20 protein-coding genes are annotated in these 18,152 nt (G+C 60.5%); 9 read left to right on the top strand and 11 right to left on the bottom strand.

The window, feature by feature from the left end:
• Positions 1 to 34: 34 nt before the first annotated feature.
• Positions 35 to 1,006, bottom strand: coding sequence for a YVTN family beta-propeller repeat protein (locus CNX70_RS06435; RefSeq protein WP_096234020.1), 972 nt, complete (start codon positions 1,004 to 1,006; stop codon positions 35 to 37).
• A 196-nt stretch (positions 1,007 to 1,202) separates the two neighbouring features.
• Between CNX70_RS06435 and CNX70_RS06430 the strand changes: the two genes are divergently transcribed.
• A complete protein-coding gene (locus tag CNX70_RS06430; protein WP_010395194.1) occupies positions 1,203 to 1,559 on the top strand; it encodes an FKBP-type peptidyl-prolyl cis-trans isomerase in 357 nt (118 codons plus the stop codon).
• A 200-nt stretch (positions 1,560 to 1,759) separates the two neighbouring features.
• Entirely contained in the window at positions 1,760 to 2,014 is a 255-nt protein-coding gene (locus CNX70_RS06425) for an acyl-CoA-binding protein (protein WP_034760268.1), read from the top strand.
• Positions 2,015 to 2,162: 148 nt separating this feature from the next.
• On the opposite strand, the gene proX is transcribed toward CNX70_RS06425, so the two are convergent.
• From proX to CNX70_RS06405, 4 genes are all read right to left on the bottom strand, one after another.
• Positions 2,163 to 3,221, bottom strand: a complete 1,059-nt coding sequence (gene proX, locus CNX70_RS06420; protein WP_096234019.1) for a glycine betaine/L-proline ABC transporter substrate-binding protein ProX — start codon at positions 3,219 to 3,221, stop codon at positions 2,163 to 2,165.
• A 9-nt stretch (positions 3,222 to 3,230) separates the two neighbouring features.
• Positions 3,231 to 4,328: a glycine betaine/L-proline ABC transporter permease ProW gene (proW, locus tag CNX70_RS06415; RefSeq protein WP_096234018.1), complete on the bottom strand. Its 1,098-nt coding sequence runs from the start codon at positions 4,326 to 4,328 to the stop codon at positions 3,231 to 3,233.
• Positions 4,325 to 5,560 (bottom strand): glycine betaine/L-proline ABC transporter ATP-binding protein ProV, encoded by a 1,236-nt coding sequence (proV, locus tag CNX70_RS06410; RefSeq protein ID WP_096238301.1) that lies wholly within the window; start codon positions 5,558 to 5,560, stop codon positions 4,325 to 4,327. The genes proW and proV overlap by 4 nt, the downstream gene beginning before the upstream one ends.
• A 579-nt stretch (positions 5,561 to 6,139) precedes the next feature.
• Entirely contained in the window at positions 6,140 to 6,424 is a 285-nt protein-coding gene (locus tag CNX70_RS06405) for a polyhydroxyalkanoic acid system family protein (protein ID WP_070219270.1), read from the bottom strand.
• Positions 6,425 to 6,625: 201 nt separating this feature from the next.
• Here CNX70_RS06405 and CNX70_RS06400 point away from each other — a divergent pair, with 201 nt between their 5' ends.
• The 4 genes from CNX70_RS06400 to CNX70_RS06385 all read left to right on the top strand — a co-directional run bounded on the left by CNX70_RS06400 (position 6,626) and on the right by CNX70_RS06385 (position 10,569).
• The gene (locus CNX70_RS06400; RefSeq protein WP_096234017.1) at positions 6,626 to 8,023 is read left to right on the top strand and encodes a gluzincin family metallopeptidase; all 1,398 of its coding nucleotides are present in this window, start codon (positions 6,626 to 6,628) and stop codon (positions 8,021 to 8,023) included.
• 104 nt (positions 8,024 to 8,127) lie between these two features.
• Entirely contained in the window at positions 8,128 to 8,415 is a 288-nt protein-coding gene (locus CNX70_RS06395) for a protealysin inhibitor emfourin (protein ID WP_071079214.1), read from the top strand.
• A 334-nt stretch (positions 8,416 to 8,749) separates the two neighbouring features.
• Positions 8,750 to 9,073, top strand: a complete 324-nt coding sequence (gene fdxA, locus CNX70_RS06390; protein ID WP_034782458.1) for a ferredoxin FdxA — start codon at positions 8,750 to 8,752, stop codon at positions 9,071 to 9,073.
• A 275-nt stretch (positions 9,074 to 9,348) separates the two neighbouring features.
• Entirely contained in the window at positions 9,349 to 10,569 is a 1,221-nt protein-coding gene (locus tag CNX70_RS06385; RefSeq protein ID WP_071079215.1) for a polyhydroxyalkanoate depolymerase, read from the top strand.
• 67 nt (positions 10,570 to 10,636) lie between these two features.
• Here the strand turns inward: CNX70_RS06385 and CNX70_RS06380 are convergent, their stop codons facing one another.
• The 4 genes from CNX70_RS06380 to CNX70_RS06365 form a co-directional block, all read right to left on the bottom strand.
• Positions 10,637 to 11,320, bottom strand: a complete 684-nt coding sequence (locus tag CNX70_RS06380; protein ID WP_096234016.1) for a DOPA 4,5-dioxygenase family protein — start codon at positions 11,318 to 11,320, stop codon at positions 10,637 to 10,639.
• Positions 11,321 to 11,368: 48 nt separating this feature from the next.
• Complete coding sequence (locus CNX70_RS06375; RefSeq protein ID WP_157750915.1) at positions 11,369 to 12,925, bottom strand: TonB-dependent receptor plug domain-containing protein; 1,557 nt, start codon at positions 12,923 to 12,925, stop codon at positions 11,369 to 11,371.
• Entirely contained in the window at positions 12,903 to 13,919 is a 1,017-nt protein-coding gene (locus CNX70_RS06370; RefSeq protein ID WP_096234014.1) for a TonB-dependent receptor plug domain-containing protein, read from the bottom strand. Before CNX70_RS06370 ends, CNX70_RS06375 begins: the two co-directional genes overlap by 23 nt.
• A gap of 126 nt (positions 13,920 to 14,045) precedes the next feature.
• A complete protein-coding gene (locus CNX70_RS06365; protein WP_096234013.1) occupies positions 14,046 to 14,786 on the bottom strand; it encodes a substrate-binding periplasmic protein in 741 nt (246 codons plus the stop codon).
• Between the two features lie 43 nt (positions 14,787 to 14,829).
• On the opposite strand from CNX70_RS06365, the gene CNX70_RS27995 reads away from it, so the two are divergent.
• From CNX70_RS27995 to nth, 3 genes are read left to right on the top strand one after another with little or no spacing between them, the layout of a single operon-like run.
• Entirely contained in the window at positions 14,830 to 15,153 is a 324-nt protein-coding gene (locus CNX70_RS27995; protein ID WP_157750914.1) for a hypothetical protein, read from the top strand.
• 2 nt (positions 15,154 to 15,155) lie between these two features.
• A complete protein-coding gene (gene rsxB / locus CNX70_RS06360) occupies positions 15,156 to 15,890 on the top strand; it encodes an electron transport complex subunit RsxB (protein ID WP_096234012.1) in 735 nt (244 codons plus the stop codon).
• Positions 15,887 to 16,534 (top strand): endonuclease III, encoded by a 648-nt coding sequence (gene nth, locus CNX70_RS06355; RefSeq protein WP_096234011.1) that lies wholly within the window; start codon positions 15,887 to 15,889, stop codon positions 16,532 to 16,534. The genes rsxB and nth overlap by 4 nt, the downstream gene beginning before the upstream one ends.
• Positions 16,535 to 16,590: 56 nt before the next feature.
• On the opposite strand, the gene proB is transcribed toward nth, so the two are convergent.
• Together proB and CNX70_RS06345 are read right to left on the bottom strand one after the other, a co-directional pair.
• Positions 16,591 to 17,709, bottom strand: coding sequence for a glutamate 5-kinase (gene proB, locus CNX70_RS06350; protein ID WP_096234010.1), 1,119 nt, complete (start codon positions 17,707 to 17,709; stop codon positions 16,591 to 16,593).
• Between the two features lie 27 nt (positions 17,710 to 17,736).
• Entirely contained in the window at positions 17,737 to 18,147 is a 411-nt protein-coding gene (locus CNX70_RS06345; protein WP_096234009.1) for a hypothetical protein, read from the bottom strand.
• Between the last annotated feature and the right edge of the window lie 5 nt (positions 18,148 to 18,152).

The following is an 18,152-nucleotide window of genomic DNA, read 5'->3' as shown; positions in this document are numbered from 1 at the left end:
GCAAAAATAAGGCGTTGCATCATCACACCCGTCATCACATGCGCGGCGAATGGGTGGCGAAATACACGCCATGGGGCGAGCGGCCCACCGGTATCGTCTTGATCACCTTGCGCGTGGTCAGATCGATCACGGCCACTTTCTTGATCCAGCGCAAGGTCACCCACATGGTCTTGCCATCGGGCGTGATTTCCATGCAGTCCGGGCCACCGGGCACATTGATGGTGCCCACGTTTTCCAGGGTTTGCTGGTCGATGATGTTGATCGTGTTCGACACGCGGTTCGAGACAAACGTCATGCGGTTATCACCGAGCGCGCGGAAATTATGCGTACCGGCGCCCGCCTTGATGCGCTTGACGGTCTTTTGCGTGCGCCAGTCGATCACTTCCACGTAATCGCTGCCCATGATGCCCACCAGCAAATGCTTGCCATCGGGCGTCATCGTGATGCCGGCCGGCGCCGGGCCGACAGGCATGGTCCATTTCACCGTTTGCGTGGCCAGGTCGATGGCGCTGACCTGGTTGCTGCCCTGCTGCGTAATGAAAGCCATGGTGCTGTCGGCCGTGAAGGCCATATGGCTGGGCAATTTTGGTAGCGGAATGCGCTTGGCCAGGGTCAGGTTCTTGCCGTCGTAGCGGTACAGGTCGATGCGGTCCAGGCGCAGCGAGTTCGAGATGAACCATTTCTGGTCCGGCGAAAAGCCGATCTGGTAAGGGTCGAGGATATTGCTGATGCGGCGCTGGATCTGGCCCGATACGGGGTCGAGGAAGATCAGCTCATTGCCGACGGAACTGGCGACGATCAGCGACTTGCCGTCCGGCGTTTCCATCAGGTGATGCGGTTCCTTGCCGACGGCAAAGGTAGACAGGGGAGCATGGGTTTTCTGGTCCAGCAGTTGCACCGTAGCATCACGGGAATTGAGCACCACCACCACTTCGGCTTGCGCCGTCGATATTGCGGAAACCAGGCACAGCGAGGAAAAAACAAGGCGGCGTAGACTGCGGAACATGGAAGAAATCACTGTTAAATACAAAACAGGCATTTTACGTGGAACACTGTATTTATTGTGTGAAATCCCCCTTAAATGCTGCGGGCAGCCACACATCGCCGTCATTTGCCCTTTTTCCCTGTCCCGCGCCTGGAATGGCGCTTTGCAACTCATTGCTCTACAATCTGAAGCTTTCATCGCCTACACAAGGATTATCATGACCACCACCACTACCGCTTCCGGCCTGCAATACATCGATACCGTCGTCGGCGAAGGCGCTGAAGCGCAAGCCGGCAACAATGTTGTCGTACATTACACGGGCTGGCTGCAAAACGACGACGGCAGCGCCGGTTCGAAATTTGATTCGAGCAAGGACCGTAACGACCCATTCGAATTCCCGCTGGGCGCAGGCCGCGTCATTCAAGGCTGGGACGAAGGCGTGCAAGGCATGAAAGTGGGCGGCAAGCGCCAGCTGATCATCCCGGCAGCACTGGGCTATGGCGCACGCGGCGCCGGCGGTGCGATTCCACCGAACGCCACCTTGATTTTCGACGTCGAACTGCTGGGCGTATAAGAACGGACTCCGCAGCGCTCAAGCGACTGTCTCTGGCGCCGCCCCTGTTCACTCAGCGGCGGCGCTTTTGTTTTGAGTGTGTCCTCTAATGCACGGCGCGCTTTTTTCACTATGATGTCAGGCACTGCAGCACGCACGGTGGCCACTCCGCCGCGCCTGCCGCACTTTTCCAGCGATTCCATCAGCACACAGGAGCCATCATGAGTTTACAAGAGCAATTCGAACAAGCGCAGCTCGATTCCAAGACCCTGTCCGAGCGTCCGGACAATATGACCTTGTTGAAAATCTACGCCTTGTTCAAGCAAGCCTCGAGCGGCGACGCCACGGGCGAGCGTCCTGGCATGACCGACTTCGTCAACCGCGCCAAGTTCGACGCCTGGGCGGCCCTGGCCGGCACCTCGAAGGAAGATGCGCAGCAACAATACATCGACTTGATCGAAGACTTGAAGGATTAAACGCGAGCAACGCCTGCTTGACAGAGAAATCAGCCGTAAACGGCTGAAAACTCACGAAAAACCACCAAAACAGGTGAAAACAGGCCGAAAACGCAAAAGTGGCTACCGAATCGGTAGCCACTTTTTTTACGCCGGTATCAGCCGTAAATTACTTTTTCGCTGCCGCCAGCGCTTGCGCGATCCAGCCGTCAAACGTAGCCTGGTGGTACTTGATCCAGCCGGCCGTATGGCGCGCGATATCGGCCTGCGTGTTTTCGCCTATGCGCATGCGCTCGTTCTGTGCATTGATGTCGGCAATCGGCAGTCGCATGACTTCAAACAGTTTCACGGCCGCCGGATTCTTGGCGGCCCAGTCGCGGTTCACGACGATGCGTGTGGTATTGACGGCAAAACCATAGTCGCTGCCATCGTCAAGGCGGGTATTCGTCTTCTCGGGTGTGGACGAGAACGGTACTTTCAGCCACACAACATCCTTGCCCGGCACCAGCACGCCACTGACCCAGTAAGGTGTCCACGTGTAGTACAGGATCGGCTCGCCACGCTTGTAGCGGCCGATGGTATCGGCGATCAGCGCAGAATAGCTGCCCTGCACATGCTTGACCGTTGCCCGCAGCTTGTAGGCGTCCATGTGGTTTTCGATCATCGCCTCGCAGCCCCAGCCGGGGTTGCAGCCCGTTAAATCAGCCTTGCCATCGCCATCATGGTCGAACAGCTTGGCCAGGGTGGGATCGCGCAACTGGTCGATATTGCTGATGTTGTACTTCTCGGCCGTCGCCTTGTCGATCATGTAGCCTTGCGCGGCAGGACCGGCATACTGGCCCGTGCGCAGCAGTTTGGTGTCGCCGCCGGCATTGTTGTAATAGTCCTTGTGCAAGGGATCCCAGTGCACGGCCAGAAAGGTCGCGTCGCCGTTGGCGATGGCGATATGCGCGGTCGGATATTCCACTTCCTTGATCGGCTGCATTTCATAACCGAGCTTTTCCAGGGCGCGCTCGACAAGCATGGTCTGGAAGGTTTCTTCCGCGATCGAGCTTTGCAGCGCCTGCACCTTGATGCCCTTGCCGGGCAACGCATCGGCGGGCGCAGCCGGCGTTTGCGCCATGGCCAGGCTGGTGGTCAGGGCCAGGGCGGCGAGCGCCAGGGCCGAAAACAGCTGGAACTTGCGTTGCGATTTTTGCGTCACTTTAAAATTGTCAATTTGATGCATGTGCTTCCTTTATTGTGCGTTGGCCAGCGTTGCTTGCTGTTCAACATTATTTTTCTTCGCATTGCCGCGCACCAGGCGCAGCACGAAACCGGCAGGACCCGTCTGATACCAATGGCGTACGCCACGGCGCGGCTGGCCCATCGCTTGCGTCAAACGGTCGAGAGTGATGGCCAGCAGCACGATGCCCAGGCCACCCACCGTTGCCAGGCCCATGTCCAGGCGGCCAATACCGCGCAGCACCATCTGACCCAGGCCACCGACGGCGATCATCGAGGCGATCACGACCATCGACAGCGACAACATCAGCGACTGGTTGATACCGGCCATGATGGATGGCATGGCCAGCGGAAACTGCACACGGGTCAGCAACTGCCACGGCGAGGCGCCATACGCGCGGGCCGCTTCGATCAGGTCCGGACGCACCTGGCGAATACCCAGGTTGGTCAAACGCACCAGCGGCGGCAGGGCAAAGATGATCGTCACGATCACGCCTGGCGCATTACCGATACCAAACAGCATCACCACCGGCACCAGGTAAACAAAGGCGGGCGTGGTCTGCATGGCGTCCAGCAGGGGGCGCAGGATATTCTGTGCGCGGTCGCTGCTGGCAAGGAAAATGCCCAGCGGCAAGCCAATGGCCAGGCAGAAAGCCAAGGAGGTGAGCACCAGCGACAAGGTGATCATGGCTTCCGGCCAGATACCCAGCATCGATACCACCAGCAGCGCCAGCACGGTGCCGATGGCCAGGGTGCGGCTGGTAAATTGCCAGGCCAGCAAGCCGACGATGGCGATTACGGTCAGCGACGGGGCTGCCAGGAGCAATTCGCTCACGCCATTCAGGGTGCTGTCGATCGGCGCGCGCACGGCCTGGAAAAACGGACGGAAATTGGCAACGACCCAACCCAGGCCCTGGTTGATCCAGGCTTCCAGCGGCAGCGAGCCGTCAAACAGTTGCGTCAGGTGAAAGCCGCTGGCGTGTTCGGGCGTGGCGGCAGACGCGGCAGCGTCCAGCCAGGAGGTATCGCTCGGCGCTGCCGGCAGCCAGGGATTGATCTGGGCCGCCTGTTCAACAACAGGTTCTACTGTGGAAACGGTGCTTGGGTTCATGCTTGTCCTTTCTGTAATTGTGGCTCGGCAATGGCTGGCGTATCGCGGTCGAGGAACTTCAGCAAGGTCGTCTTGCTGATGGCGCCGCGGAAGCTGCCGTCATTGGCCACCACAGGGACGGCGTAAGGCAATTGCGCCACCTGGCCGAACAGGCCGGCGACTGGCTCCTCTGCATTGATGGTCTGCACGTCGGGCAAATAGGCATGTGCCAGGCCCAGCGGGCCCACATGGCCGTCGAGCGCACTGCGCAGCGAATCGACCGAGACGACGCCGAGGAACTTGCGCTGCGGATTGACGACGTAGGCAAACGCGCGATCCTGCTCTTCCAGCATCGACAGCGCGGCGCGCGAACCGCGGCTCGGCGACTCGGACACGACGATCTGGCTCTTGCGGGCAATATCGCTGGCCTTGAAGACGGCCGCCGCATCGACGCCGCGCACGAAGTTGCGCACATAATCGTTGGCAGGCTTACGCAAAATCTCTTCCGGCGTGCCCACTTGCACCACGTGGCCGTCTTTCATGATGGCAACGCGGTCGCCGATGCGCATGGCTTCGTCGAGGTCATGCGAAATGAAGACGATGGTACGGCGCTTGATTTGCTGCAAGCGCAGCAGTTCCGATTGCATTTCCGTACGGATAATCGGATCGAGTGCGGAAAATGCTTCATCCATCAGCAAAATCGATGGATCGCAAGCCAGCGCACGGGCCAGGCCCACGCGCTGCTGCATGCCGCCCGACAATTCGTCGGGATAGCTGGCGCCGTAGCCGTCCAGGCCGACCTGCTCCAGCGCTTGCTGGGCCAGCGCATGGCGCTCGGCCTTGGGCATGCCGGCCAGTTCCATGCCGAAGGCAGTGTTGTCGAGCACGGTAATTTGCGGCAGCAGCGCGAACGACTGGAACACCATGCTGATGTCCTTGCGGCGCAGGGCACGCAGCTGGGCGTCCGGCAAGGTATTGATGTCGTTGCCGTCGATCAGGATGCGGCCGGCGGTCGGCTCGATCAGGCGGTTCAGCATGCGCACCAGGGTCGACTTGCCCGAACCGGACAGGCCCATGATGACGAAGATTTCGCCCGCTTCAATGGTAAAGGTGGCGTCGAAGACGCCGATGGTGCAGTCGGTCTTGGCCAGGATATCCTGCTTGCTGGCGCCCTTGCGGACGAGTTCAAGTGCTTCTTCTGGCTTGTCGCCGAACACTTTGAACACATGGTCGATAATGATTTGTTTTGCCACGATGTGGTTCTCCCTCGATTTGACGAATGGAATGAAACCCAGCAAGCTGCTAGCTTGCGGCGGGAATCTGCAAACCCTGTTGCGTCGGCTACGCCACGGCGCAAAAGCACACGGGAGCGACAGTAAACAGGGGGTGACACGCGTGTGACCAGCGGATGGCCAAAGCCGATGCCTGGGTGCCGTGTGCGTGCTAAAAGAGGCTGTGGTTCAGGACTTTTAACAACGCTAGCGCCATGCAAATACATGGCACCAAATGTATTTGACCGAAAAATCGACCAAACTACTTTTAACTGGATGCGGGTGTAAAACCCAAAGAATTATTCACCACTCAGCGAGCGGAGAGTACTGCGAAGCAGAAGGTGAAACGCGGTGTAGCTGTTGTAAATATGACTCAAGTATAACGCAAAAAGACACTAAAGTCCAATGGCTTTCCAAATAGAAATGTGATAGCAATGTTCGCCAGCGTACAGTCATACGTAAAAAAGGCGAAAAGAGATGTGCTGGCATCGTCTTTTCGCCCATCGCTGCGACGCCTGCCCTAGCAGCAGACAGGGCGCCAGACAAGCGGGTAGAACACCATCAAACTGCTTCGGTAAACACCTTGCGCATCTTCTCGGCAATCTTGCCTTCGATGGTGGAAGCAAAGGCGCTGAGCATGAAGCCCAGCTTGATTTGCAGTTGCGCCTGCTCTTTTTCCAGGGTCAGCGAACCATCGACGCCGCTGCGCTCGAAGCGCAGCACATCGCCATCCCAGGCACACGCCAGGTCATATTCCTGGGCCAGCTTGTCGGCCACTTGCTGCGCCGCTTCGCGCGCCTTTGCTGCTGTCAGCTTATGTTGCTGAACTATATTTATATCCGCCATCAAACGATCCTTTTATTATAAAAACGGGGGCCATACGGCCAGCATCATACCAGCCGCCATGCGGCAGGCACGGCCGCAGCGGGCACTGACCTGGCAAAAAAACGCCCGCCGTCCCGCATCTCGTTTGCGCGGGATCAAACCGGACACGCCGAAGCGGGACGACTATTCCAGTTCCAGCTGCGCGTATCTTGGAGAGCTACCATGGACCAGAAAGTCATCGTGCCGGTCGAAGCCGTGCTGACCAAATGCGTGTCCCTGCCCGTCGGCTATGTCCCTACCCCCTCGGCGCCATACCGCCAGCACCGAAAGAATGCGCAACTGACCCTGCAGCCAGGCCCGCCCCGCCTGAGCGAGGCAACGGCCCGCAACCTGGCCGCCGTGCCCGTCGGTTCGCGCGTGTTGATCTGGAAGCAAGACCCGTCCGTCAGCGACCTGGGCACGCGCAAGGCTTTTTTGCCCGGCCTGATCCTGCAAGGCCCACGCGACGCGCGCATCACGTTTGGCGAACCGGGCATCGCGCAGGTCAGCCCGAATGCCTTCGGCGACTTCATCGTCTCGCCCAACACAGACCAGTTCGACGCCGTGCACACCTTTGCCATCGTGCGCATGACGCTCACCATGTACCAGCGCGCACTGGCCAGCAACGACACGGCGCCGCCCCTGCCCTGGCAATGGAATAGCGCCAGCAATACGGCGCCCCTGCGTGTGTTTCCGCACGGCTTGCCCAATGTCATGAACGCGTACTACAGCCGCAGCGACAAGGCCCTCAAGTTCGGCGACTTCATCCCCAGCGGCGCCACCGAGCGCGTCTACACCTGCCGCTCGCTCGACATCGTCTCGCATGAAACGGGGCACGCCGTGCTCGATGGCCTGAAACCGAACTGGCTGCTCAGTAACAATCCACCGCAAACGGGCGGCTTGCACGAATCGTTCGGCGACCTGACCGCCATCTTCCTGGCCCTGTCGCAGCTGGACCAGGTGGAAGCGGTGATCGCCCAAACCAAGTCCGACCTGCACGACAAGACCTTCCTGGCCGACCTGGCGGAACAGTTCGGCCTGGCCCTGGGCCGGCCAAACGGCTTGCGCAATGCCGACAACGACATCAAGCTATCGGAAGCAGGCACGGAAGTGCACGCCATCTCGCAAGTATTTACGGGCGCCATCTACGACATCCTGGCCGACATCTTTGCCCACGAACGCCAGCCCCAGCTGGAAGACGACGCGGCCGTGCTGCACCGCTGTGGCGACTACCTGCGCAGCCTCGTCTTGCGCGCCCTGGTGGCATCGCCCGAGCAAGCCGCCACGTATGCCGACGTAGCCGGCCACATGCTGACGATCGCCGAGGCCGATGGCAATGGCGCCTACCTGGACTACATCCGCAACAGCTTTACCGTGCGCGAAGTACTCAAGGCCCATGCCATGACAGAAGATGGCCAGATGAGCTTTGCCCCCGGCGTCGTCGACGGGGACGGCGCAGTGCAAGACAGGCGCGCCTGCTGCGGTACCATGAACCATGCGGAATACAGCGAGTCGGATCAATTGCTGGAAGCGGAGCGCGAAGCGCTGGCCGCCTGGTGCCGCAGTTACGGCGCCCGCTAGACAGTACAACTGCGCAGCACAAGCACGCAGTACAGCAGCGCACCAGCACGCCCGCTTCAGGCCTGCCGGACTGGCCCCCACCACCATCGACAACAAGGAGCAGCATGAAAATTTCAGCCCGCAGCAGCGGCGGCTTTGCCGGCCTGAGTGAACAGTATGACATCGATACCCAAGCCCATCCGGCTGGCCCCGGACTGGAAGCGGCACTGGCCAGCAGCGGCTTTTTCACGCATCAGCAAGCCACGGGTGAACAGCTGGGTGCCGATATCCCCCGCTGGCAGATCACCGTCGACGCGCCCACTGCGCGCCGCACCATCACGTTTGCCGAGGATGGCAGTGCTGAAAATGCACGTTGGCAACAGTTACTGACGCAAATACGTGCCAGCGCCTGATTTTTCTGGCATGTATTATGTGTCGATCTTGATTTGAGTAAAACAAAAACACCACACGGCAAGTCGGCACGCCGCCCGCACTGCGCCCTGCCGCATCGGGCGACTGTCGCTTTCTTGCCGCGTTCGTCATGGCAACGTCCCGGATAGTCGCTGAATTGCACTCACTGCACGGCAACGGCAACGCGAAAAAATGAATTTGCTTATACGTATTGTATATAAGCGGGATTTGTGAGAAATAGCGAATTGCCTTAAAATACAATGCTTTGCTTTAGTATGCGCCGCCGAGGTTCCTGCAGGCGCTACAGCACCTCCCCCAAAAATTGATAGGACTGTTATGACCCACGTTGTCACCGAATCCTGCATCGCCTGTCGCTACACCGACTGCGTCGATGTCTGCCCGGTAGATTGTTTCCGGGAAGGCCCGAACTTCCTGGCGATCGATCCGGACGAATGTATTGACTGCGCCGTCTGTGTGGCAGAGTGCCCGGTGAACGCGATTTTCGCGGAAGAAGACGTGCCGGGCGACCAGCAAGCTTTCATCAAGATCAACGTCGATCTGGCCCGCAACTGGCCTTCGATCACCAAGACGAAGGCTGCCTTGCCGGAAGCCGAGCAATTCAAGGACGTCAAGGACAAGCTCGACATGCTTGTGCGCTAACGCACGGCAGTTGCGGCAGTCGTTCTGGCGGGGATTCGCCTTCCCCGCCGGGGCGTAGCGGCAAATAAAGGTACAAAAAGCAGCGGAAACGCTGCTTTTTTTGCTTTTAAAACATCGTTGCAGGTCTATCCACGCAAGTGTGGCGCGCTGTCACATCGATGCGCAAACTATGGACCTATGCGCGGTAAAGCACATTTTGTCCTCAACAAATATCGTAGAATTGGATTATGATATTTGAGCCGATATTGGCGCTTGGAATTAAACAAGGACTCTATATGCTTTACCAACTGCACGAACTGCAACGCTCTTTCCTCACTCCGGTGATGCAATGGGCAGACATGTCCTCCAAGTTATTTACCAACCCGGTTTCCCCACTGGCCCACACTCCGTTTTCGCAACGCATCGCAGCCGGCTACGAGCTGATGTACCGCCTTGGCAAAGACTACGAAAAACCGCAATTCGACATCAAATCCGTGCTCGTCCAGGGCGAGAGCGTCGAGATCCGCGAACACGTTGTCGTGACAAAACCGTTTTGCCGCCTGATTCACTTCAAAAAAGAAGCCACTGGCTTGCAACAGCCCAAAGTTTTGCTGGTTGCCCCCCTGTCCGGTCACCACTCGACCCTGCTGCGCGATACCGTGCGCGGCTTGCTGGCCGAGCACGATGTCTACATCACCGACTGGACGGACGCGCGCATGGTACCGCTGACGGAAGGCCCGTTCCACCTGGACGACTACATTTATTATGTGCAAGAGTTCATCCGCCTGCTGGCACCTGACCTGCACGTGATTTCCGTCTGTCAACCGACCGTGCCGGTGCTGGCCGCCATCTCGCTGATGGCAACGGCAAAAGATCCGCACATGCCGAAGACCATGACGATGATGGGTGGCCCCATCGACCCGCGCCGCTCGCCCACGCAAGTGAACAACCTGGCGACGGAAAAGAAATTCTCGTGGTTTGAAAACACCGTGATCTACGCGGTGCCGCCGAACTACCCTGGCTTTGGCCGCAAGGTGTATCCGGGCTTCCTGCAGCACGCCGGTTTCATCGCCATGAACCCGGGCCGCCACGCACAAAGCCACCGCGAGTTCTATATGCACCTGGTGACGGGCGATGACGAGCCGGCGGAAGGCCACCGTCAGTTCTACAACGAGTACAACGCCGTGCTGGACATGCCGGCCGAGTACTACCTGGAAACCATCAAAACGGTGTTCCAGGAATTCAGCCTGCCGACGGGCACCTGGAAAGTGGGCGGCCAGCTGGTGCGTCCGCAAGACATCACGAATGTGGCGCTGTTTACCGTAGAAGGCGAACTGGACGACATTTCCGGCGCCGGCCAGACGCAGGCGGCGCATGACTTGTGTTCCGGCATCCCTGCCGAGATGCAGCAAGATTTCGTGGCGCCGAAATGCGGCCACTACGGCATCTTCTCGGGCCGCCGCTGGCGCGAGGTCATTTGCCCGAAAATCGGCGAATTCATCCAGAAACACGGCTGATACACAGCATATCCATCAAAACGCCACGCCAGTTCACACTGGCGTGGCGTTTTCTTTTATGCCCAGCTCATGCGCGCGACGTTTCGATTTTCACTGTCGGGCGCGTATTGACAACGATCTGCTCGACTCGCGGTTCGCCCGGCCCCGGCTTCTTCATCGCATAGCCATTCACGGGCTGCGAACGGTTCACCCACAGCGCGTAATACAGATGGTCGGCACGGGGATCTTCCGTATTCGGGTGGATCAATATCGTCAAGCCCAGGCTGTTGAGCTGCAACCATGGCACGATCACGGGCAGCAAATCATTGGTAAAGCCGAAATAGAACGAGGGCGTCACGTGCGGGCCGCGCGGCTCCAAGTTCCAGTCGCCCAGCTCGATCTGGAAGCGCTCGGCCGCCCACTTGCGTATCAGCGCCGCCTTCTGATAGCTGTCTTCATCAAAATAGATATGCGCGTGATAACTCTCGATATCCGTGTAGGCGCGCGGCTTGCCCGGCAAGGTTTCCTCGCCGGGCCGCACGCTGACAGGGCGCGGCGTGGGCGCCGTATCCGTATGCTCGCCCCACGGACTTTTACCGGGTGCTGGTTGCGCGCGTTTGACGGCGCCATCCTGCGCCAGCGCCGAAGCAGCCAGGCTAGAGGCGGCCAGCGCCGCCACCAGGCCGCCGCCGCGCAAGACCGTGCGGCGTTGCGGCGAAAGGAGATTGGCCCATTCCAGATCGATGGCCGCGTGTTGATTTTTGTCAGACATAGAGGATTTCCCGTTCTTGATTATAAGTATGGAGATAGCGATGGCAGATCAAAAGTGAATCGTGGCGCGGGCGTAGTAATAGCCGCCAAGGACGCCTAATGGCCCCGAGTTGTCATACGCGCCCGTGTACTGCGCCAGATTCGACGCGCTGCGTGCCTCGCGCGGCACCTGGCTGGGTTTCTGGTCGAAGACATTGTTGGCGCCCACCGTCAGGTTGATGCGCTTGCTGATGTCGTAGCCGACGCTGACATCCGTCACGAAGGCGGCTTTCAGTTGATAATCGCCGCCTGTGATGGCGTTCAGGCGCTTGAGTTTGCCGTAGCGCGTCTCGCGCAGGTTGAACGTCCAGCCGGCTTTTTCATACGCCAGGGTGAGGATTTCCTTGTCGCGCGGTGCCCGGTACAGCAAGTCGTACTCGGCCGATTTGCTCAGGGTGCCGATATTCGGCAAGCCTTGCAGCACCGTTGGCAGTGCCGCCTTGCCCACCAGACTCGTCTGGTTGAAATTCGCCGCCGCCGTCCAGCGCAGCTTGCCCTCGGCCACGCGCAGCACATCTTCCACCGTGAAATCGATGCCGCGCGTGCGCGTGTCGCCCACGTTGGCAAAGTAATGCGCGACGAGGCCATTGCCTACCGTCAAACCCGCCGAGCGCAGCAGGTTTTCAATGACGGTTGCTTGCGCCGCCGTCAACGGCCGGCCGCTGCCGTCGAGTGCCACGCCCGAGCTGCGGTCGATGCCGATGCTCGACGACACGCCCAGGCGGTCGCTGACCTTGATTTGATACGCATCAACGGCCAGGCGCAGGGTGGGCGTGGGATTGAAGGTCAGCCCGGCCGACAAATTCGTCGATTTTTCCGGTTTCAACGCTTGCGCGCCCAGGGCACGCGCCGCGGCCGAATTCGGCTGCGCCAGGGTGTAGGGCACGCCCGCATGGTCCGAGGTGTTCGAATACGATTGCGTCACCAGGCTGGGGGCGTGGAAACCATTGCTGACGGTGCCGCGCACGGCCACGGCGGGCGTGACGTCATAGCGGGCAGACAAACGCCCCGTCGTCTTGCTGCCAAAATCGGAATATTTTTCGGCACGCAGGGCCGTGTCGAGCAGCCATTGCGGCGTCAGTTTGGCGCCCAGGCCGATATACGCCGCATAGCTGTGGCGCGCCGTGTCGGACGCATCGACGGGCAGGTAGCCGGCCAGCGCCGATGAGCCGCTGCCCTGCCAGGTAGCAGGTTCGCCCGGGCTGCGCTGCTGCGTTTCATGCGAATACTCGAGACCGACACTGAGGTCGGCCGGTTCGCTCAAGCCCAGCGGCACGGGACGGCGCAGGTCGGCGTTGGTGGTCGAGCGGCTGTAGCGCTGGTTGCCGATGTCAAAATCGGTCTTGCCACCCGGATAGGTCAGGGAGTAATTGGCCGAGTGCTCCACGCCCACGTCGATATCGTCGCGGCCGTAGGTGCTGCTGATATCCCAGCTCCAGCCCGCCGTCTCGCCCTTGATGCCACCCGTCAAGGAAAAATCGTTTTCGCTCGTCGTTTCATACGGCGTGAAGCCGTCGGGATACACGGACAGCAAGCCTTTGTTGTTATTGAAAATGGTATTGGGCAATACGGAAATTCTGCGCCGAGCGGGCATTGCGGTGGGCATACGTGCCGAAGCCGTACAGTTGCACCTCGTTCGACACGTCATAGCCGAGGTTGGCGCTGAGCGACGCGGTCGTGCTTTGCGGCACGCCCGTATTGCGCCACGGATTGCTGTTGCGGTTCGCTTCGACCGGGTTCGGCGAGGCGCCGGCCGGCAAGCTGTTGTTCGGCCCCAATTTGACCAGCTGGCCATCGCTGTTGCGTACGGCCGGATACGACAGATAGCCGGGATTCAAGCTGAAATTGCGCACGGCGATGCCCTGGCGCTGGACTTCGGCGCCGAAGTGGGCAAAGCCGTGCTCGCCCAGGCGCGTGCCGCCATCGATGCGCGCGGAACCGTTCGTGCCGTCGCCATCGTAGGTGGAACCGAGCTGCGTGCTGAAGCTGCCCTTGTCATCGGATTTCAAGATGATGTTGATGACGCCGGCGATGGCGTCGGAGCCGTAGATGGCCGAGGCGCCGTCGCGCAGGATTTCCACGCGGGCAATGGCCCCCGTGGGGATCAGGGCCAGGTCGGTCGCGACGGAACCGGGAAAGCCATCTTCATTGACGATGGCCGTCGTATGCCGGCGCTTGCCATTCACCAGCACCAGCGTATGCGATGGGTCGAGGTTGCGCAGCTGGCCGGCGCGCACGATGCTGCCCAGATCGGGCTGCACGCGGGCCGGCAAGTTAAACGATGGCAAGGCAGTGTCCAGCGCATCGAGCAAGTTCAACTTGCCCGTGGCTTGCAATTGCTGCGCGCTGATCACGTCGATGGGTGCGGCGCTGTTGGCCACGGTGCGGCCCGTGCCGCGCGCGCCCGTGACGATGACGGCGTCGAGCGCGCCAGCGCCATCCAGGGCGGCTTGCGCATGCGCCACGCCGGGCGCTGCCAGCGCCAGCACGGCCACCGAGACGGCGTGCGCCAGTTGCCGCAGGCGTGCTGCGGGGTAGTGCTTGTGAATCAGTTCCAGCATACGAAAACACCCCTTCAAAGTCGTCAACACAGTGGTTGCAGACTAAAGGATGGACAAACAAACAAGAACGAATGGTTTCGTATTTAGATATTTCGTTTTGGCAACGAACAACAGTGGCGCGACAGCTCAGGGATTCGGTGGAGCCGTCGCCAGGCTCTGGTCGAGCCGCTTCCAGTAATCGCGTTCCAGCCGGGCCGTATCGATATCGCGCGCCGCCTCGTTGAAGCGCTTTTGCTGTACCGCGCCGTCTGCGGTGCGCTGGAAGCACACATGCACGGGGCGCTCCTTGAAAACGGTATCGATAATGGCGATGCGCTCACGCTCGGCCTTGCTGAAGTTGCGTCCCATCAGCAAGTGCTGCAGGACGTGGCGCTCGATGACGATCACGCGGTAACGCTTGATGAACAGTTTCTTCAGATTCGTCGCATCGTTCAAGCCCTCTTCCGTCTTCAGTTCGCCACGCGCCACCATGCCATCGAACTGCTCGCCATTCGAATAGCCGGCCACGGTGCCGATGCGCAGCTTGCCCAGTTCGGCCAGGGTGGCGCCGGGCACGCCATCCTCCTTCAGGTAGGCCAGCACGCCTTGTGTGTTGCCAACTGCAACAGAAAAGTGGCAGAGTTTTTCCCGTTCGGGCGTGCGCCAGACGGCCAGGAAGCCCGCGTAGCGGGGACTGGCCAGGCCGAACTGCATGGCGCGCTTCCACGGAAAATATTCATACCTGACTGTATAGCCGAGACGCTCGAAGACGGCGCTGACCATGGCGCCCGACATGCCATCGGCAGGCAGGCTATGGGAAATGAAGGGCGGCCAGTCTTCCGCCGCGAAACGGACGATACGCGAACTGGCAGCACCCGGTGCCGCCATGGGGGAAGTCGCCTGCCCGTGCGCAAGGGCAAGCGTAAAGTGCATGAGCAAACAGAAGGGCAAACCAACTGTCCGGAGGAAACGCATGTTTTGCTCCTATGGCCTGGCGCGTCTTGCAGTGCAGGCGCGGCAACAGGACTGGCGGTCGGCTTTTTTTTTGGATTACTGGCTTGATAAAAATCATGCTCCCACAAAAAAAAGAAATTTCAAAGTTGTTTATTTACACTTTGGCATTCTCGTGAGAAATAAAATACGATTGCGGCGTGCCTGCAACAGCCGGGCACGGCGCACGTTATCCCCCTCTCACAAAACAGGTTTTTACTTGTGCGCGGCCCAGATGGCCGATAATAACGTTTTAGCGTATTGAAAATGACCGTGCCGCATCCCGCCTCTCCCTCACTTGCCGACCAGATCGAAGACTTGCTGCCGCAAACGCAATGCACCAAATGCGGCTACAGCGGCTGCCGCCCGTATGCGGAAGCGATTGCCGCAGGCAGCGCCGACATCAACCAGTGCCCACCGGGCGGCGCGCAGGGTATCGTGCGCCTGGCCGGCTTGCTGGGCAAAAAAGTCATTCCGCTCAATCCCGTCAACGGCCTCGAACGTCCGCGATCGGTCGCCTATATCGATGAATCGCTGTGTATCGGCTGTACCCTGTGCATCCAGGCCTGTCCCGTGGACGCCATCGTCGGCGCCGCCAAGCAGATGCATACGGTGGTGACAAGCCTGTGCACGGGCTGCGACCTGTGCGTGGCGCCTTGCCCCGTCGACTGTATCGTGATGTATCCCGTCAGCGGCGACGCCACGGGTTGGGATGCCTGGAGCCAGATGGACGCCGACGAGGCGCGTGCGCGCCACGATTTCCGCACGCAGCGGCTGCGCCGCGAAGCCCAGGCCAACGACGCGCGCCTGGCCGCCAAGGCCGTCGCCAAGATGCAGGAAGTGACGCAGGAAGTACCCGTCACGCCCGATGAACAGGCGGAAAAGGAACGCAAGCGCGCCATCATCGCTGCCGCTATGGAACGCGCGCGCGCCAAGGCCGCCGCCAGCGCCGCCACCCAGACCGAACCGCCCGCCCCCAACACGCCGAAAAAAGACGCATGAACGCTGTCAAACGCCTGGAAATCTTTACGCGCTTTCGCGCCGCCAATCCGTCGCCGAAAACAGAACTCGAATACACGACGCCGTTCGAACTGTTGATCGCCGTGCTGCTGTCGGCGCAGGCGACGGACGTGTCCGTCAACAAGGCGACGCGCTTGCTGTATCCGGTCGCCAATACCCCGGCCAAGATACTGGCGCTGGGTGTCGACGAGCTGGCCAGCTACATCCGCACCATCGGCTTGTTCCGCACCAAGGCGAAGAACGTCATCGCCACCTGCCAGATCCTGCTGGAACAGCACGGCGGCGAGGTACCGCGCGACCGCGCCTCGCTGGAAGCCTTGCCCGGCGTGGGCCGCAAGACGGCGAATGTAGTCATGAACACGGCGTTTGGCGAACCGACCATGGCGGTCGACACGCATATCTTCCGCGTCTCGAACCGCACCGGCATCGCGCCAGGCAAGAATGTCGATATCGTCGAGCAAAAGCTGCTGAAATTCATTCCCAAGGAATTCCTGCAAGACGCCCACCACTGGCTCATCTTGCATGGCCGCTACACGTGCACGGCGCGCAAGCCGCAATGCTGGAACTGCATGATTGCCGACCTGTGCGATTACAAGGACAAGTCGCCGATGCCGGCCGTGGTGTAAAGCAAAAAACGGCCCGCAAGGGCCGTTTCGATATGTCACGCACAGCAAGTTGGTGTTTACAGCAACACCATATTATCGCGGTGAATCAGCTCATGGCCTTCCATATAGCCGAGAATCGACTCGATCTCGGTGGAGGGCTTGCGCATGATGCGGCGCGCTTCGCCGCTCGTGTAGTTCGACAGGCCGCGCGCCACGGGCACGCCATCGGCATCGACGCAGGTGATGACGGCGCCGCGGCCGAATTCGCCGTTCACACCCGTCACGCCGATCGGCAGCAGGGACTTGCCTTCCTGGCGCAGCTTTTGCACGGCGCCCGCATCCAGCACGACGGCGCCGGCCGTGTGCAGATGATCGGCCATCCACTGCTTGCGCGCCGTCAACTGTCCGGTTTGTGCCAGTAACTGCGTACCGATCGCTTCGCCCTGGGCCAGGCGGCTGAGCACGTCGCTGTCGCGGCCCCAGGCGATGATCGTATGGGCGCCGGACTTGGCGGCGCGCTTGGCGGCGAGGATTTTCGTCAGCATGCCGCCACGCCCCAAGCTGCTGCCGGCGCCGCCGGCCATCGCTTCCAAGGCCGGATCGCCCGCCACGCCTTGCGTGATCAGGTAGGCATTCGGGTCCTTGCGCGGGTCGGCCGAGAACAGGCCGTGCTGGTCGGTCAGGATGACCAGCGCATCGGCCTCGATCAGGTTGGCCACCAGGGCGCCCAGCGTATCGTTGTCGCCGAACTTGATTTCATCGGTGACGACCGTGTCGTTTTCATTGATGATCGGCACCACGCCCAGGCGCAGCAGGGTCGTCAGGGTCGAGCGGGCGTTCAGGTAGCGTTCGCGGTCGGCCAGGTCGGCGTGCGTCAGCAGCACTTGCGCGGTGCCAAGCTGGTGGGCGCGGAAGCTGCTTTCATAGATCTGCGCCAGGCCCATCTGGCCAACGGCGGCGCACGCCTGCAATTCGTGGATATCGGTGGGGCGCCGCTCGAAACCGAGGCGCAGCATGCCTTCGGCGATGGCGCCGGAACTGACCAGCACGACTTCCTTGCCCAAGGCGCGCAAGCCGGAAATCTGCGCAGCCCAGCGGGCAATGGCAGCATGGTCGAGTCCGCGGCCATCGTTGGTGACCAGCGAGGAGCCGACTTTGATGATGATGCGGGTAGCTTTTTGAATCACGGAATCCATGGGGCGGCGCTCTTCACTTAATAGACGTCAGCGCGCAGAACGCAGCAGCAGCAAGGCCAGCCCCACCGTCAGCTCGATTGCGCACATGAACAACACAAAACCCTGGGGCAAGCCGAAACTGATGGCCGCGTACAAACGGCCGGCGGGCTGCGCCAGGACCAACATTGCAGTGATATCGCCGAGGATGGGCGGTTCGCCCTGCCGTGCTGCGAACAGCGCCAGGAGCACGGTAGCGCCCCAGACACCGACATGGGAGGCGTAGAACTGGCTGTAGCCATTGACGCCATTGAGGAAGATGCCCATGCCGGCCGCCATTTCATCGGCGAACAGCAGGCAGGTAACCGCGCTCAGCCCGTAAGCATACGCGATCAGATGCAATACACGGCGCTGCCACGCTTGCTTGCGCGAAGACGCGACAGCGACCGCCTGTACTGACATCAGGA

The sequence above is a fragment of the Janthinobacterium svalbardense genome, from assembly GCF_002327145.1.
GTDB classification, from domain to species: Bacteria; Pseudomonadota; Gammaproteobacteria; order Burkholderiales; family Burkholderiaceae_D; genus Janthinobacterium; species Janthinobacterium tructae.
Note: the sequence above shows the minus strand (reverse complement) of the source record. Positions and strands in the feature narration are given on the sequence as shown.

Bases quoted from the DNA above. Each gene is read 5' to 3' on its own strand.
- CNX70_RS06435 (WP_096234020.1), bottom strand. From the start codon at position 1,006: ATGTTCCGCAGTCTACGCCGCCTTGTTTTTTCCTCGCTGTGCCTGGTT.
- CNX70_RS06430 (WP_010395194.1), top strand. From the start codon at position 1,203: ATGACCACCACCACTACCGCTTCCGGCCTGCAATACATCGATACCGTC.
- CNX70_RS06425 (WP_034760268.1), top strand. From the start codon at position 1,760: ATGAGTTTACAAGAGCAATTCGAACAAGCGCAGCTCGATTCCAAGACC.
- proX (WP_096234019.1), bottom strand. From the start codon at position 3,221: ATGCATCAAATTGACAATTTTAAAGTGACGCAAAAATCGCAACGCAAG.
- proW (WP_096234018.1), bottom strand. From the start codon at position 4,328: ATGAACCCAAGCACCGTTTCCACAGTAGAACCTGTTGTTGAACAGGCG.
- CNX70_RS06405 (WP_070219270.1), bottom strand. From the start codon at position 6,424: ATGGCGGATATAAATATAGTTCAGCAACATAAGCTGACAGCAGCAAAG.
- CNX70_RS06400 (WP_096234017.1), top strand. From the start codon at position 6,626: ATGGACCAGAAAGTCATCGTGCCGGTCGAAGCCGTGCTGACCAAATGC.
- CNX70_RS06395 (WP_071079214.1), top strand. From the start codon at position 8,128: ATGAAAATTTCAGCCCGCAGCAGCGGCGGCTTTGCCGGCCTGAGTGAA.
- fdxA (WP_034782458.1), top strand. From the start codon at position 8,750: ATGACCCACGTTGTCACCGAATCCTGCATCGCCTGTCGCTACACCGAC.
- CNX70_RS06385 (WP_071079215.1), top strand. From the start codon at position 9,349: ATGCTTTACCAACTGCACGAACTGCAACGCTCTTTCCTCACTCCGGTG.
- CNX70_RS06380 (WP_096234016.1), bottom strand. From the start codon at position 11,320: ATGTCTGACAAAAATCAACACGCGGCCATCGATCTGGAATGGGCCAAT.
- CNX70_RS06370 (WP_096234014.1), bottom strand. From the start codon at position 13,919: ATGCTGGAACTGATTCACAAGCACTACCCCGCAGCACGCCTGCGGCAA.
- CNX70_RS06365 (WP_096234013.1), bottom strand. From the start codon at position 14,786: ATGGCGGCACCGGGTGCTGCCAGTTCGCGTATCGTCCGTTTCGCGGCG.
- CNX70_RS27995 (WP_157750914.1), top strand. From the start codon at position 14,830: ATGAGCAAACAGAAGGGCAAACCAACTGTCCGGAGGAAACGCATGTTT.
- rsxB (WP_096234012.1), top strand. From the start codon at position 15,156: ATGACCGTGCCGCATCCCGCCTCTCCCTCACTTGCCGACCAGATCGAA.
- nth (WP_096234011.1), top strand. From the start codon at position 15,887: ATGAACGCTGTCAAACGCCTGGAAATCTTTACGCGCTTTCGCGCCGCC.
- proB (WP_096234010.1), bottom strand. From the start codon at position 17,709: ATGGATTCCGTGATTCAAAAAGCTACCCGCATCATCATCAAAGTCGGC.
- CNX70_RS06345 (WP_096234009.1), bottom strand. From the start codon at position 18,147: ATGTCAGTACAGGCGGTCGCTGTCGCGTCTTCGCGCAAGCAAGCGTGG.